Raw genomic sequence first — 12,492 nt, forward strand, 5'->3', positions numbered from 1 at the left:
GAAGTTCGATGACAACGATCATCCCCGAACCTTCCCTGGCAAAGCGCGAACCCGGCCAACTGGTCGAAATGGCGTGGGATCCGATCACCCGGATCGTGGGCAGCCTCGGCATCTACACCAAGATCGACTTCGACAACAACCAAGTCGTGGAATGCCACTCCACATCGTCGATCTTCCGCGGCTACTCCTTGTTCATGAAGGGCAAGGACCCCCGCGACGCGCATTTCATCACCAGCCGAATCTGCGGAATCTGCGGTGACAACCACGCCACCTGCTCCTGCTACACGCAGAACATGGCCTACGGTGTCAAGCCGCCGCACATCGGCGAGTGGATCGTCAATCTCGGCGAGGCCGCGGAATACATGTTCGACCACAACATCTTCCAGGAGAACCTGGTCGGTGTGGACTTCTGCGAAAAGATGGTCGCCGAGACCAATCCAAGTGTGCTGAGCAGAGCCGAGAACACCGCGGCACCGCACGCCGAGATGCACGGCTACACGACGATCGCCGACATCATGCGCGCGCTCAACCCATTCAGCGGCGAGTTCTATCGCGAGGCATTACAAGTCAGCCGCTACACGCGGGAAATGTTCTGCCTCATGGAAGGCCGCCACGTACACCCGTCCACGCTGTACCCCGGAGGGGTGGGCACAGTGGCGACTGTACAGCTGATGACCGACTACATGAGCCGACTGATGCGCTACGTGGAGTTCATGAAGAAGGTCGTGCCCATGCACGACGACCTGTTCGACTTCTTCTACGAAGCCATCCCCGGTTACGAGAAGGTCGGCTTGCGCCGCACCCTGCTGGGCTGCTGGGGCTCCTTCCAGGACCCCGAGGTGTGCAACTTCGCCTACAAGGACATGGAGCGCTGGGGCAACGCCATGTATGTCACGCCGGGCGTGGTGGTCGACGGCAAGCTGGTCACCCACTCACTGGTCGACATCAACCTGGGCATCCGGATCCTTTTGGGCAGTTCGTATTACGACGACTGGACCGACCAGGAGATGTTCGTCAAGACCGACCCGCTGGGCAACCCTGTCGACCGGCGCCACCCGTGGAACCAGCACACCAACCCGCACCCCCAGAAGCGCGATCTGGACGGCGGCAATTACAGCTGGGTGATGTCGCCACGCTGGTTCGACGGCAAGGACCACCTGGCGCTAGACACCGGCGGCGGTCCGCTGGCCCGGCTGTGGGCCACCGCGCTGGCCGGCTTGGTCGACATCGGCTACGTCAAGTCGACGGGCCACAGCGTGCAGATCAACCTGCCCAAGACAGCGCTGCGAGGCCCGGTCGAATTCGAGTGGAAGATCCCGCAGCACGGATCCAACACCATCGAGCGAGACCGGGCGCGGACCTACTTCCAGGCCTACGCAGCGGCCTGCGGCCTGTATTTCGCCGAGAAGGCGTTGGCCGAGATCCGGGCCGGCCGCACCAAGACCTGGGAGAAGTTCGAGGTGCCCAAGGAGGGCATCGGCTGTGGCTTCACCGAAGCGGTGCGCGGAGTTCTGAGCCACCACATGGTGATTCGGGACGGCAAGATCGCCAACTATCACCCGTATCCGCCCACCCCGTGGAACGCCAACCCGCGCGACAGCTTCGGCACGCCGGGGCCGTACGAAGACGCGGTGCAAGGCCAGCCGATCTTCGAGGAGAACGATCGCGAGCACTTCAAGGGCATCGACATCATGCGCACGGTCCGCAGCTTCGACCCGTGCCTGCCGTGTGGAGTGCACATGTATCTCGGCAAGGGCAAGACGCTGGAACGGCTGCACTCGCCGACCCAATCGATGGAGTGATGCATGGCTGATCGCCCGGAAAAACATGGCGGGGACGCGCAATGGCGCACGGCGGGCGATCGGATCCAGACGCTGCTGGACTCGACGTCGGCGGGCGGGGTCGCGGCGCGGGAGCGCGCCGAGCAGCTGGTCGGTGAGGTCGTCGAGCTCTACGGCGCCGCGCTGTCGAAGATCGTGGATCTGGTTGGTGATCCAGCCGTGATCGATCGGCTGGCCGCCGACGACTTGGTGGCCAGCCTGCTGCTGGTGCACGGTCTGCACCCGCACGGCGTGCACCGGCGGGTGTCCGACGCACTGGAACGGGTGCGGCCCTATCTGGGCTCACACGGTGGCGACGTGCACCTGGTCGACATCGTCGGCGACGCCGTCCGACTGCAATTCGCCGGCAGCTGCAACGGTTGTCCGTCCTCGGCGGTGACCTTGGAGTTGGCCGTCGAGGACGCGATCCGCTCTGCGGCACCGGAGATTTCGTCGATCGAAGTGGTCAGCGCCGAGCCAGTGGCCGCGGTGATACCGGCCGACTCGCTGCTGGCCAAGGTCCGTCACAACGGCTCGCCGGCCTGGCATCCGGTGGCTGACCTAGCCGACCTGTCCGCCGGTGAGGTCGGCGGCTTCGCTGTCGGCGGTAGGTCGGTGCTGGCCTGTCGGATCGGTGATCAGCTCTACGCCTACCGCGACCATTGCCCGGTGTGCGACGGATCGTTGACGGGCGCCAAGCTGCACGACGCGCTGTTGCGCTGCCCGGTCTGCCACGCGTTTTTCGACGTCGTGCACGCGGGTATCGGCTTGGACGCCGTGTCGCACCTGGAGCCGATGCCGCTTTTGATGCGCGACGGGGTGCTGTCCATCGCAGTGCCGAGCGAGCCGATGGGCGCCCCGGCATGACGCGCCGCGACGATGCAGAGTGCAGCGATGAGGTGGGGGCACCTCCCGCTTGCGGGGGAGAGCGGCGCACGTGACTAGTCCGTACAACGTGCTGTCCCGCATCACCGGCAACCGGCGTGCCCCGCAGCCGGCCGGGCAGCGCTGCGAAATGTGCTCGGAAGCTATCGCCGACGCCCACCAGCATGTCGTCAATGTGGCTGGGCGCCAACTGATGTGTGTATGCCGGGGTTGCTATCTGCTGTTCACGGACAGCCACGCCGAGTTGCGCTACCGCGCGGTGCCCGACCGCTATCTGTCGTTCCCCGAGTTCGCGTTGGATCGTCGCACGTGGGAGGCATTGCAGATCCCGGTCGGGCTGGCATTCTTCTTCCACAACTCGGCGTTGGGACGCACCGTCGCCTTCTACCCCGGACCCGCGGGTGCCTGCGAATCGGAGTTGGACCTGCAGGCCTGGGACGCCATCAGCGCCGCCGACCCCAGGGTGGGTCTGCTGGCCGACGACGTCGAGGCGCTGCTGGTGCGCGTCCCGGAAACCGGTCAGCCCGTGTGCTATCTGGTGCCGATCGATGCCTGCTACGAATTCGTCGGCGGCCTACGCGCGCTGTGGCGCGGCTTCGACGGCGGGCAGGAAGCCCGTGCGTTCATCGACGACTTCTTTGCGACGTTGGCCGCTCGCAGTGAGGAGCGGCGCTCATGACCGGGCTGTCGTTCACCGTCGTCGACATCGCCCCGGAACCGTACGCGCTGACCCCGGTGCTGACTGCGCAAGTCGCGGTTTCGACCACCGGAGACGAACCAGTGCATGCGATCGCGCTGCGCTGCCAAGTCCGCATTGACCCGCTGCGGCGCGGCTACACCGACGAGGAGGCCGCTGGGCTGGTCGACTTGTTCGGGCCGCGGGAACGCTGGGCCACCACCCAGCACACATTCCTGTGGCAGCATTGCGCGGCGATGGTGGCCGGGTTCACCGGCGCCGCCACCGTAGCGCTGCCGCTGGAGTGCACCTACGACTTCGAGGTGGCCGCCGCCAAATACCTTCACGCATTACGTGACGGCGCGTTGCCGCTGCAATTCCTGTTCAGCGGAACCGTTTTCATGGCGGGTGAGCGCGGCTTTTCGGTGCAGCAGGTGCCGTGGGATTGCGAAGACCGCTACGCGATGCCGGTCTCGGTGTGGCGGGAGTTGATGCGTCAGCACTATCCCACCAGCGGATGGGTACGTCTCGACCACGACACGGTGGCGGCGCTGGCCGAGTACAAGTCCGCGTGCGGACTGCTGAGCCTCGACGAAGCAGTCACCGCTCTGCTGGCAGCGACGCGTGAGGAAGTCCGATGAGCGCGAACTGGGCTTGGGCCCGCACGGTCGCCGATGCCGTGCTCTACGAAGGCTACCTGCTCTACCCGTACCGGGCATCGTCGAACAAGAACCAATCGCGTTGGCAGTGGGGTGTTCTCGGTCCTCCTGGGGCAACTGACGCCGGCGTCGGCGAGGATGACAGCCTTTCGACACAGTTCCTCCTCGACGGTGTCGACGCTCTTCAACTGGTGGTGCGTTTCCTGCAACTGCAGCACCGCGGCGCCGAGCGCGACACCGGCGGCCGGCACTACCAACCGGTCGACGAGCTGACCACGCCGTCGCGGACGTGGCTGTCCTGGGACGAGGCCGTCGAAGTCGAATTGCCGTTCGGGCCCTTCGACATCGGCGACCGCGCTTTCGGGCAGTGGACGCTGCCGGTGGAGGCGCCGTCGGGAACTGATGTCGAGCCGGTAGACGGCGGCAGGCTGGTACGCACCCGGCAGGCGGTGTCCGCGTCGTTGACCATCAGCGTCGAACCGGAAGACGAGGGCCTGCACCGGGTCACAGTCACGCTGACCAATACCGGGGCTGCAGCGATCGATAAAGCCGATGCCATCGCCAGGTCGCTGATCGGCACCCACGTCATTGCCGAAGCCGTTGGCGGCGCGTTTGTTTCATTGCTGGAGCCGCCCGAGCACGCAGCAGCCGCCGCCGCCCGCTGCCGACAGCACCGCTGCTTCCCGGTGTTGGCCGGCCCGCCCGGCGAATCCGATCTGCTGCTGGTGTCGCCGATCATCCTCTACGACCATCCCGAGGTCGCCGAGCAGAGCCAGGGTGCACTCTACGATTCCACCGAGATCGACGAGATCCTGACCCTGCGGGTGATGACCATGACCGACGAGGAGAAAGCTCAGGCTCGAGCCACCGATCCGCTGGCGGCTCAGCTCATCGACCGATGCGATGCGATGTCTCCCGAGGCGATGCAGCGGCTGCACGGCGTGCTGCGCGACCCGAAGCTCAGTGATCCCGACCTGATCCCCGAGATACCCGACGGCGTCCAATGGTGGGATCCCTTGGCCGACACCGCCGTCCACCCCGACATCGACGCCGTCCTGGTCGACGGCATCCGGGTCGCACGCGGGAGCCGGGTCCGGCTGCACCCGTCGCGGCGCGCCGACGCGCAGGATTTGTTCTTCTCCGGCAAGACCGCTCGGGTGACCTCGGTCCACGAAGACGTCGACGGCCATCAGCATGTGGGGGTGGTGGTCGAGGAGGACCCGGCAGCCGACCTGCACGACTGGTACGGCCGCTATTTGTACTTCGCGCCCGACGAAGTCGAACCGCTCGAAGCTCAACACATCGCAGAAAGGAGTCCGACATGGAAATCGTAGGGTGGGTGTTCATCGGCATCCTGGCGCTGGTCGTCTTCTCGGCAGTCCTGATGGGGCTCGTGTCGCTGCCGGATGCTCGGCGCTACTTGAAGATCCGGCACATGTAGCGCGAGTAACGTAGCTTTATGGCGTCCCGCATCCTGATTGCCGGCATCGGCAACATCTTCCTCGGCGACGACGGCTTCGGACCCGAGGTGTTGCGTCGTGTGTGCGAACGACTGACCGAACCGGATACGTTGCGCGCCACCGATTACGGCATCGGCGGGATGCACCTGGCCTACGACCTGCTGGAGAATTGGGACGCGCTGGTGCTCGTCGACGCGGTACCCAACCGGGGAGCACCCGGAACGGTACACGTTTTCGAAGCTGACCACGAATCGCAAGGCGCCCCCGCCGGTCTCGACGCGCACAGCATGGATCCGGCGACGGTGTTCGCGAGTCTGCGGGCGCTGGGAGGGGTTCCGCCGCGCACTGTCGTCGTCGGGTGCGAAGTCGCCGACGTCGGTGAGGGAATCGGCCTGTCCGACCAGGTTCTGGGCGCTGTCCCCGAGGCTGTGCGAGAGGTCGAATCGGCGGTGGCGATGTTGCGTGCCGAGGCGGAACTGCGGGAGGTTTGACGATGTGCCTAGGGATTCCGGGTCAAGTGGTGCGCATGCTCGAGGGCTACAGTGGCCAACTCGCGCTGGTCGACGTCGCCGGTGAGAACCGCCGGGTCAATGTCGGCATGCTGCCCGAGGAGACATTCGCTCCGGGCGACTGGGTGATCATCCACATGGGCTTTGTGGTAGAGAAAACCGACAAGGCCGGCGCCGACGCGGCGATGGCCGGTCTGGAGTTGATGGGCCGCGGCCGCATTGAGTCCGACGGCCTCAGTTGACCATCACCGGCGACGGCGTCAGTCGAAAGTACGCTTGGATCGTGGTACCTGCCTCGGCGGCGTGAGTGCGGACAAGATCCGCGATCGTGTTCACCAGAAACAAACCGCGCCCGGTGATGGCGTTACCAGGCGGCAGGCGGTGCCCGGCCATCGGGTCGTCAAATCGCCCACGATCGCGCGCCTGACAAACGAGATGACCGTTGTGCTGCCAAATCGCCAGTCGGCAATGGCTTTTGGCGTGCTGCAAACTGTTCGTTGCCAACTCGGTCACCGCCAACTGAAGATCGGCGATCCCGGCTTGGGACAGACCTAACCACCCCGCGTAACGGCTGGCGAAAGCACGTGCGCCAGTGAGGTCTGCCAGGCTTCGCACCGTATAGGCGGCCGCGTCGGCGCTGGTCGGGAGCGGCTGGTTGTAGCGGGCGATCGCCGCATCCGGGGCGTAATCGGCGCTGCGGTCGGCCGTCCCGTTGCGCCACAGCAGCGGATGCGTGGTGCAGGCGTCGAACAGCACGGTATCGGCCAGTTGCTCGGCGTCATAGAGGCACACCCCGGTTACCTCGTTGCCAGCGAAGGCCGTATTGCACAGGGCCTCGTGCCGCACGCATGCCGGATATTCGTCCGCGGTGCGGCTGGGCCACACGGGTTCGCCGACCATCCGCACCCGTTCGCCCGGGTGCTCGGCCACGAAAGCGCCCAGTAGGCCGAGAAGCCGATTCGGATTGCGGCCAGCTTCGGTGATATCGGTCATCGCGACGTCTACGGCCGCATCACCCAGCCCGTCACGGATTGCCGCCAACTTCTCTTCTGGCAGCGCGACGATCGTCGGCTGACCCTTGTCTAACCCGTCGGCGATGAACGGCACTGTCGCGTCGAGATATTCCTGTTCGGATCGGTAGAAGAGCGCCGAGTGCACCAAGCCGGCCGGCTCGGCGCGTCTCTCACGCATAATCGCCCCTTGATCGCGACGCAATCCCCCAACCCGCCTTGATGCTACGCGGCCAGCTGCGGGTCACCGGTCAGCCCTCGCGGTGTGGGCGCAACTCAGCAGGTCAGCAACATGCATCCGGCGATCGGACCACCGCCCGCGGCCACCACCGCGACCTCCGGCCGCCGCGTCAGCTGCCGTTCACCGGCCTGTCCGCGCAGTTGAAGACACGCTTCGTGTAGCACCCAGTAGCCGTGCATGCGGCCCGCCGAGAGTTGCCCGCCGTAGGTGTTCAGCGGCAGTAGGCCGTCGCGAGCGATCCGCTCGGCACCCTCGACGAACGGCCCGGCTTCGCCGTCTGCGCAGATGCCTAACGCTTCCAGCCACGCCAGCGCGAGAAAGGTAAAACCGTCGTACAACTCAGCCAGGTCGAGGTCCGACGGCGTCAGGTCGGTGCGCGACCACATCTGCGCCGCTGCGTCGCTGGATGCCATCTTGGGGTAGTCCGGGCGGTGAAACCAGCCACCGACACCGTCGGACCCACCGACGGCCTCCACGGCCACTGCCGGATGCGGGCAGTCGCGAGCGTAATCGGCGGCCGAGACGACCACCGCGATGGACCCGTCGACCGGGACGTCGCAGTCCAGCAACCCGAACGGCGCCGAAACCGGCCGCGCCGCAAGGTAGTCGACCATGGTGAGCGGCTCACGGTACACCGCAAGGGGATTCATCGCCGCGTTGCGACGGCTGTTGATCGCCAACCAGCCGAGCTGCTCCTTGGTGGTTCCGTAGAGTTCCATGTGTCGCCGACAATGCAACGCCAGCCAGTTCGCAGCCGAGTACGCATGGGCGGCAATGAGTTCGACGATATCGTCCATTCCGCCGATACTGGGTTGTTCGCTCTGGGTCTGCTGTGCCGACGGCGGCGACTCCGACGTCGGCGCCGCCGGCACCGAGCCGCCGATCATTTGGACCGTGCGATACACCAGCACGTGCCTGCTCTGCTTGTCGGCCACCGCACGACACGCCGACGTGACCGGGGTCAGGAGCCCGGTGACGCCGAAACCGGAACTGTAGTCAACGGGTTCGACCCCCAGCGCCGCAGCGACGTCGGGCACCGGCGTATCCCCGAGGGTGGCAATGCCGTCGATGTCGGTGGCGTTGAGCCCCGCGTCAGCGATGGCCGCATGCACCGCCTCGAGGGTGAGCTCCAGCGACGGGACGCCGGTACGGCGCCCGATTCGCGAAATCCCGACGCCGGAAACGATCGCGTCCTTCTCGAAGTGTCGCATCAGAGCCGTCCGTCCGCACCGCCAGTCCAACAGAGCGTACTGTAATGCCGGTGACCGCAGAACCGAAGTCGCAGTTGCTCATCGAATATTGCGACACCTGTGTCCATTGGGTTCATCCGTCGGCCAAGTCTTGCCCGCGATGTGACCGCCCGCTGGTGGCCCGTCCGGTGTCGGGACGCGGCACGGTGTTCACCTTCACGGTCAACTTCCATCCGTATAACCCCGACATCCCGACTCCTTACGTGATCGCGATCGTCGAACTGGACGAACAGCAGGGGCTTCGGCTGGCCGCCAATATCGTTGACTGCCAGCCGGATTCAGTTGTATGCGGCATGCCCGTCGAAGCCCGGTTCGAGCAGGGCGCGACGCCGGTGTTCGCCCCGGTGGCCACGCTGGCGTGACGCTCGACCCGCACCGCCACGCTAGCGTGACGCTCGCGGGGTCGCGCACTACTTGATCAGCGGGTCGCGGGGCATGCCGAGAATCCGCTCGGCGATCTGGTTGCGGGTGACTTCGGAAGTGCCGCCGGCGATCGCCATGCCGCGGGCACCCATCACCAGCCGGCTGACCAGCGCGCCGGGCCCGTCGCCCAAGGCGATTTCGGGCCCCAGCAGAGCTGCAGCGATCGCACCGCCCTCACCCATGTGCTCGGCCAGCGTGAGCTTGGTGATGTTGCCTTCGGGGCCGGGGCCCGCGCCTTCGATACTGCGAGCCGCGCGGCGCAGGTTCAGCAGCCGCAGCGCGTGTTCTTCGGCCAGGAAGGCGCCGACGCGAACGGTGGCCCCGGCCAACCGATCTGCGTACTGCCCCGCCAGCTGCACCAGTTGCCCGGCCAGGCCCGCATAGTACGAACCGCCGCCGCCGATGCTGACCCGCTCGTTGCCCAACGTCGCACGGGCCACCGTCCAGCCGGTGTTGGGTTCCCCGACCACATCCTCGTCGGGAACGAACACGTCGTTGAAGAACACCTCGTTGAAATCCGAGCCGCCGGTGATCTGCCGCAGCGGGCGGACCTCCACACCGGGAGCTTTCATGTCGATGATCACCGTGGTGATGCCGGCGTGCTTGGGCGCTTCCGGATCGGTGCGCACGGTGGCCAGGCCGCGACGGCAGTAGTGCGCCCCGCTGGTCCACACCTTCTGCCCGTTGATCTTCCAGCCGCCGTCGACGCGGGTGGCGCGGGTCTTGACCGCAGCCGCATCCGATCCGGCATCGGGCTCGGAGAACAACTGGCACCACACCTCGTCCTGGCGCAACGCCTTCTCGACGAATCTCTCGATCTGCGAAGGCGTTCCGTGCTGGATCAGGGTCAGAATGACCCATCCGGTGATCGAGTAGTCCGGCCGCTTGATCGCTGCGGCGGTGAACTCCTCCTCGATCACCAATTGCTCCACCGCATCCGCGGCGCGACCCCAGGGCTTGGGCCAATGCGGCATCACGTAGCCGGTGGCGATCAGCTTGTCGCGCTGCGCCTCTGGGGACAACGCAGCGATCTCGGCGGCGTCGGCACGGATTTGGCCGCGCAGCTCTTCGGCTTCATCCGGCAGGTCGAGGCTGTTGGCCCGGGTGACACCGGCCGCGGTGCGATCGAAGACATCCTGTGCGGGGGCGTCGCCGCCGAACAGCGCGCGGGTGGTCAACGCGCGGCGCAGATGCAGATGTGCGTCGTGCTCCCAGGTGAATCCGATTCCGCCGTGCACCTGGATATTCAGTTCGGCGTTGCGCGCATAGGCCGGGAACGCCAGCGCCGCCGCCACCGCGGCGATCAGCCGGAACTGCTCCTCGTCTTCGCCGGCCGCGCGGGAGGCATCCCACACCGCGGCCGTCGCCGACTCCGAACCCACGAGCATGTTCGCGCAGTGGTGCTTGACCGCCTGGAAGGTGGCGATGGTGCGGCCGAACTGCTGGCGCACCTTGGCGTAGTCGACCGCGGCGTCCAGGCAATCCGACGCTCCACCGGCGGCTTCGGCCGCCAGCAGCGTCCGGGCTCGCGCCAGCAGCGATTCCCGTCCCGTCGACAGGATGTCGTCGTCGGTGACCTTGACGTTCTGCAGCTTGACCCGCCCCGAGCGTCGTGTCGGGTCGAGGTTGTCGGGCACCTCGACCGAGATGCCGTCTCGGCCGCGGTCCAGCGCCAGCACGTCGTCGCCGGCGGCGATCACCAACAACTCGGCCAGCCCGGCGCCCAGCACGATTCCGGCGTCGCCGGTGGCCACTCCCCCGTCGACGGTGACCTCACCACCGAGCCCGATGCCGGCGGTGACCGTGCCGTCGATCAGCCCCGGCAACAGCCGGCCCTTCTGCTCCGAGCTGCCTTCGTTGGCGATGACGGCCGACGCGATGACGGTCGGCACGAACGGCCCAGGCGCCACCGCCCGGCCCAGTTCCTCGACCACCACGACCAATTCGGGCAATCCGTATCCCGAGCCGCCGTGCTCCTCGTCGATATGCAGGCCCAGCCAACCGAGTTCGACGAGGTCCTGCCAGAACGGCGGACGCGCCTCCTCGGCCGCATCGAGCAGCGACCGCGCCGCCCAACGCGCCTTTTGTGACGTCAGAAACCCGCGGGCCACCTCGGCGAGTTCGCGATGGTCGTCGGTCAGTGCGATACCCATTCGAGGGCCCTCCTCGTCGTTGCAGGCGGTGCAAGAAGCGTACTCACAGGCGGTTTGACCGCGAAACAGAAGCCAGGGCTGTGGTCGAGGCCGCGATCACGACCGTGGCTTCTGCGTCGCGGGGTAGCTAGATCACTTCGGGGCGAAGCGCTGTCCGGCATCCAGCCGCAGGCATTGGCCGTTGAGCATCGGGTTGTCGACGATGGCCGCGACCAGCTTGGCGTACTCCTCGGGCCGGCCTAACCGCTTCGGGAACGCCGCGTCCTTGGTCAGCGCGGTGGCGTACTCGTCCGGAATACCCTTGGTCAGCCCGGTCGCGAACAGGCTCGGCGCGATCGCCAGCACCCGGATGCCCAGCGATCCGAGGTCGCGGGCCATGGTCAGGCACATGCCCGCGATACCGGCCTTGGCCGCGGTGTAGGCCACCTGCCCGATCTGGCCCTCGAACGCCGCGATCGACGCAGTGTTGACGATGACGCCGCGCTCTTCGTCCTCAGGTTCGTTAGTGCTCATGTGGGCGGCCGCGAGCCGGCTGATGTTGAAGGTCGCGATGAGGTTGAGATCGATCACCGACTGGAAGGATTCGAGATCGTGCGGGCCCGACTTGGACATCGTCCGCTTGGCGATACCGCCGCCGGCCGTCGTCACGATCACGTGCAGACCGCCCAGCGCATCGACTGCGGTCTGCAGCGTCTCCGCGGTGCCGGCAAAGTCGGTCACGTCCACCGGGTAGAACGTGCCGTTGATCGCGGTGGCGACGTCCTTGCCGTCGGACCCTTCGCGGTCGAATATCGCGACGCTGGCCCCACGTGCGGCCAGCAGTTCGGCGGTGGCCCGTCCCATGCCCGAGGCGCCGCCGATGACGACCACCTTCTTGCCGTTGATCTCCATGCAAACCTCCGTGTTTGACAGCTCTTGTGTCCAGCACGTTAGCGCGGCCGTGCGTGACGTTGTCGGCCAGGCGTGTAAAGCTGGGCTGTGCTGCTGACCGACGTGGCGGCCGCCTGGGTCGACGTAGGCGGCGCTTCCGCGCGGCGGGCCAAGATCGCGCGGATCGCCGACCTGCTCATCCAGACACAATCCGACCCGCAACTCGTCGCGATCGTGGTGTCCTGGCTTTCCGGCGAATTGCCGCAGCGCCAGATCGGGGTGGGCTGGGCCAGCCTGCGCTCGCTACCACCGGCCGCGACGCAGCCGAGTTTGACCGTGCGCGACGTCGACGCAGTGTTCTCGACGATCGGCGCGCTGTCGGGCGCCGGCTCGCAGACCCGACGCGCCGAAAGCGTCGCTGCGCTGTTCGCCGCTGCCACCGACACCGAGCAGGCGTTTCTGCGCCGACTGCTGACCGGTGAGCTGCGTCAAGGCGCATTGGCCGGAATCATGGCCGACGCGGTGGCGGCGGCCGG

The 12,492-nt window shown here is 66.6% G+C and carries 13 protein-coding genes and 1 pseudogene; 10 read left to right on the top strand and 4 right to left on the bottom strand.

What is annotated here, in order from left to right; translation table 11 throughout:
* Window positions 1-8: 8 nt before the first annotated feature.
* From A5707_RS08025 to A5707_RS08055, 8 genes are all read left to right on the top strand, one after another.
* A complete protein-coding gene (locus tag A5707_RS08025) occupies window positions 9-1,802 on the top strand; it encodes a nickel-dependent hydrogenase large subunit (protein ID WP_065013966.1) in 1,794 nt (597 codons plus the stop codon).
* Window positions 1,803-1,805: 3 nt separating this feature from the next.
* Window positions 1,806-2,687, top strand: coding sequence for a NifU family protein (locus A5707_RS08030; RefSeq protein ID WP_065013967.1), 882 nt, complete (start codon window positions 1,806-1,808; stop codon window positions 2,685-2,687).
* 70 nt (window positions 2,688-2,757) lie between these two features.
* Window positions 2,758-3,384: a DUF5947 family protein gene (locus A5707_RS08035; RefSeq protein ID WP_065013968.1), complete on the top strand. Its 627-nt coding sequence runs from the start codon at window positions 2,758-2,760 to the stop codon at window positions 3,382-3,384.
* Complete coding sequence (locus A5707_RS08040) at window positions 3,381-4,022, top strand: DUF6084 family protein (RefSeq protein WP_065013969.1); 642 nt, start codon at window positions 3,381-3,383, stop codon at window positions 4,020-4,022. Before A5707_RS08035 ends, A5707_RS08040 begins: the two co-directional genes overlap by 4 nt.
* Window positions 4,019-5,374: a hypothetical protein gene (locus tag A5707_RS08045; protein ID WP_065013970.1), complete on the top strand. Its 1,356-nt coding sequence runs from the start codon at window positions 4,019-4,021 to the stop codon at window positions 5,372-5,374. Before A5707_RS08040 ends, A5707_RS08045 begins: the two co-directional genes overlap by 4 nt.
* Window positions 5,362-5,481 (top strand): DUF6893 family small protein, encoded by a 120-nt coding sequence (locus A5707_RS24915; RefSeq protein ID WP_419866400.1) that lies wholly within the window; start codon window positions 5,362-5,364, stop codon window positions 5,479-5,481. Before A5707_RS08045 ends, A5707_RS24915 begins: the two co-directional genes overlap by 13 nt.
* A gap of 18 nt (window positions 5,482-5,499) precedes the next feature.
* The gene (locus A5707_RS08050) at window positions 5,500-5,991 is read left to right on the top strand and encodes a hydrogenase maturation protease (RefSeq protein ID WP_065013971.1); all 492 of its coding nucleotides are present in this window, start codon (window positions 5,500-5,502) and stop codon (window positions 5,989-5,991) included.
* 2 nt (window positions 5,992-5,993) lie between these two features.
* Window positions 5,994-6,251, top strand: a complete 258-nt coding sequence (locus A5707_RS08055) for a HypC/HybG/HupF family hydrogenase formation chaperone (RefSeq protein ID WP_065013972.1) — start codon at window positions 5,994-5,996, stop codon at window positions 6,249-6,251.
* Here A5707_RS08055 and A5707_RS08060 read toward each other — a convergent pair.
* Complete coding sequence (locus tag A5707_RS08060) at window positions 6,244-7,200, bottom strand: sensor histidine kinase (RefSeq protein ID WP_065013973.1); 957 nt, start codon at window positions 7,198-7,200, stop codon at window positions 6,244-6,246. The genes A5707_RS08055 and A5707_RS08060 overlap by 8 nt on opposite strands.
* 95 nt (window positions 7,201-7,295) lie before the next feature.
* Window positions 7,296-8,471, bottom strand: coding sequence for a thiolase family protein (locus A5707_RS08065; protein ID WP_065013974.1), 1,176 nt, complete (start codon window positions 8,469-8,471; stop codon window positions 7,296-7,298).
* Window positions 8,472-8,515: 44 nt separating this feature from the next.
* Here A5707_RS08065 and A5707_RS08070 point away from each other — a divergent pair, with 44 nt between their 5' ends.
* Window positions 8,516-8,872: a Zn-ribbon domain-containing OB-fold protein gene (locus tag A5707_RS08070; RefSeq protein ID WP_065013975.1), complete on the top strand. Its 357-nt coding sequence runs from the start codon at window positions 8,516-8,518 to the stop codon at window positions 8,870-8,872.
* Between the two features lie 48 nt (window positions 8,873-8,920).
* Here the strand turns inward: A5707_RS08070 and A5707_RS08075 are convergent, their stop codons facing one another.
* Window positions 8,921-11,086, bottom strand: a complete 2,166-nt coding sequence (locus A5707_RS08075; protein WP_065013976.1) for an acyl-CoA dehydrogenase — start codon at window positions 11,084-11,086, stop codon at window positions 8,921-8,923.
* A 132-nt stretch (window positions 11,087-11,218) separates the two neighbouring features.
* Complete coding sequence (locus A5707_RS08080; protein ID WP_065013977.1) at window positions 11,219-11,977, bottom strand: SDR family NAD(P)-dependent oxidoreductase; 759 nt, start codon at window positions 11,975-11,977, stop codon at window positions 11,219-11,221.
* Window positions 11,978-12,064: 87 nt separating this feature from the next.
* On the opposite strand from A5707_RS08080, the pseudogene A5707_RS08085 reads away from it, so the two are divergent.
* A pseudogene (locus A5707_RS08085) lies at window positions 12,065-12,492 on the top strand (ATP-dependent DNA ligase); the annotation flags it as partial.

The organism is Mycobacterium kyorinense, from assembly GCF_001672775.1.
In the GTDB taxonomy this organism is placed as follows: Bacteria; Actinomycetota; Actinomycetes; order Mycobacteriales; family Mycobacteriaceae; genus Mycobacterium; species Mycobacterium kyorinense_A.

What these genes read in the sequence shown, in the direction of transcription:
- A5707_RS08050 (WP_065013971.1), top strand. Translation starts at nt 5,500, where the DNA reads ATGGCGTCCCGCATCCTGATTGCCGGCATCGGCAACATCTTCCTCGGC.
- A5707_RS08065 (WP_065013974.1), bottom strand. Translation starts at nt 8,471, where the DNA reads ATGCGACACTTCGAGAAGGACGCGATCGTTTCCGGCGTCGGGATTTCG.
- A5707_RS08045 (WP_065013970.1), top strand. Translation starts at nt 4,019, where the DNA reads ATGAGCGCGAACTGGGCTTGGGCCCGCACGGTCGCCGATGCCGTGCTC.
- A5707_RS08040 (WP_065013969.1), top strand. Translation starts at nt 3,381, where the DNA reads ATGACCGGGCTGTCGTTCACCGTCGTCGACATCGCCCCGGAACCGTAC.
- A5707_RS08075 (WP_065013976.1), bottom strand. Translation starts at nt 11,086, where the DNA reads ATGGGTATCGCACTGACCGACGACCATCGCGAACTCGCCGAGGTGGCC.
- A5707_RS08060 (WP_065013973.1), bottom strand. Translation starts at nt 7,200, where the DNA reads ATGCGTGAGAGACGCGCCGAGCCGGCCGGCTTGGTGCACTCGGCGCTC.
- A5707_RS08070 (WP_065013975.1), top strand. Translation starts at nt 8,516, where the DNA reads ATGCCGGTGACCGCAGAACCGAAGTCGCAGTTGCTCATCGAATATTGC.
- A5707_RS08055 (WP_065013972.1), top strand. Translation starts at nt 5,994, where the DNA reads ATGTGCCTAGGGATTCCGGGTCAAGTGGTGCGCATGCTCGAGGGCTAC.
- A5707_RS08080 (WP_065013977.1), bottom strand. Translation starts at nt 11,977, where the DNA reads ATGGAGATCAACGGCAAGAAGGTGGTCGTCATCGGCGGCGCCTCGGGC.
- A5707_RS24915 (WP_419866400.1), top strand. Translation starts at nt 5,362, where the DNA reads ATGGAAATCGTAGGGTGGGTGTTCATCGGCATCCTGGCGCTGGTCGTC.
- A5707_RS08025 (WP_065013966.1), top strand. Translation starts at nt 9, where the DNA reads ATGACAACGATCATCCCCGAACCTTCCCTGGCAAAGCGCGAACCCGGC.
- A5707_RS08030 (WP_065013967.1), top strand. Translation starts at nt 1,806, where the DNA reads ATGGCTGATCGCCCGGAAAAACATGGCGGGGACGCGCAATGGCGCACG.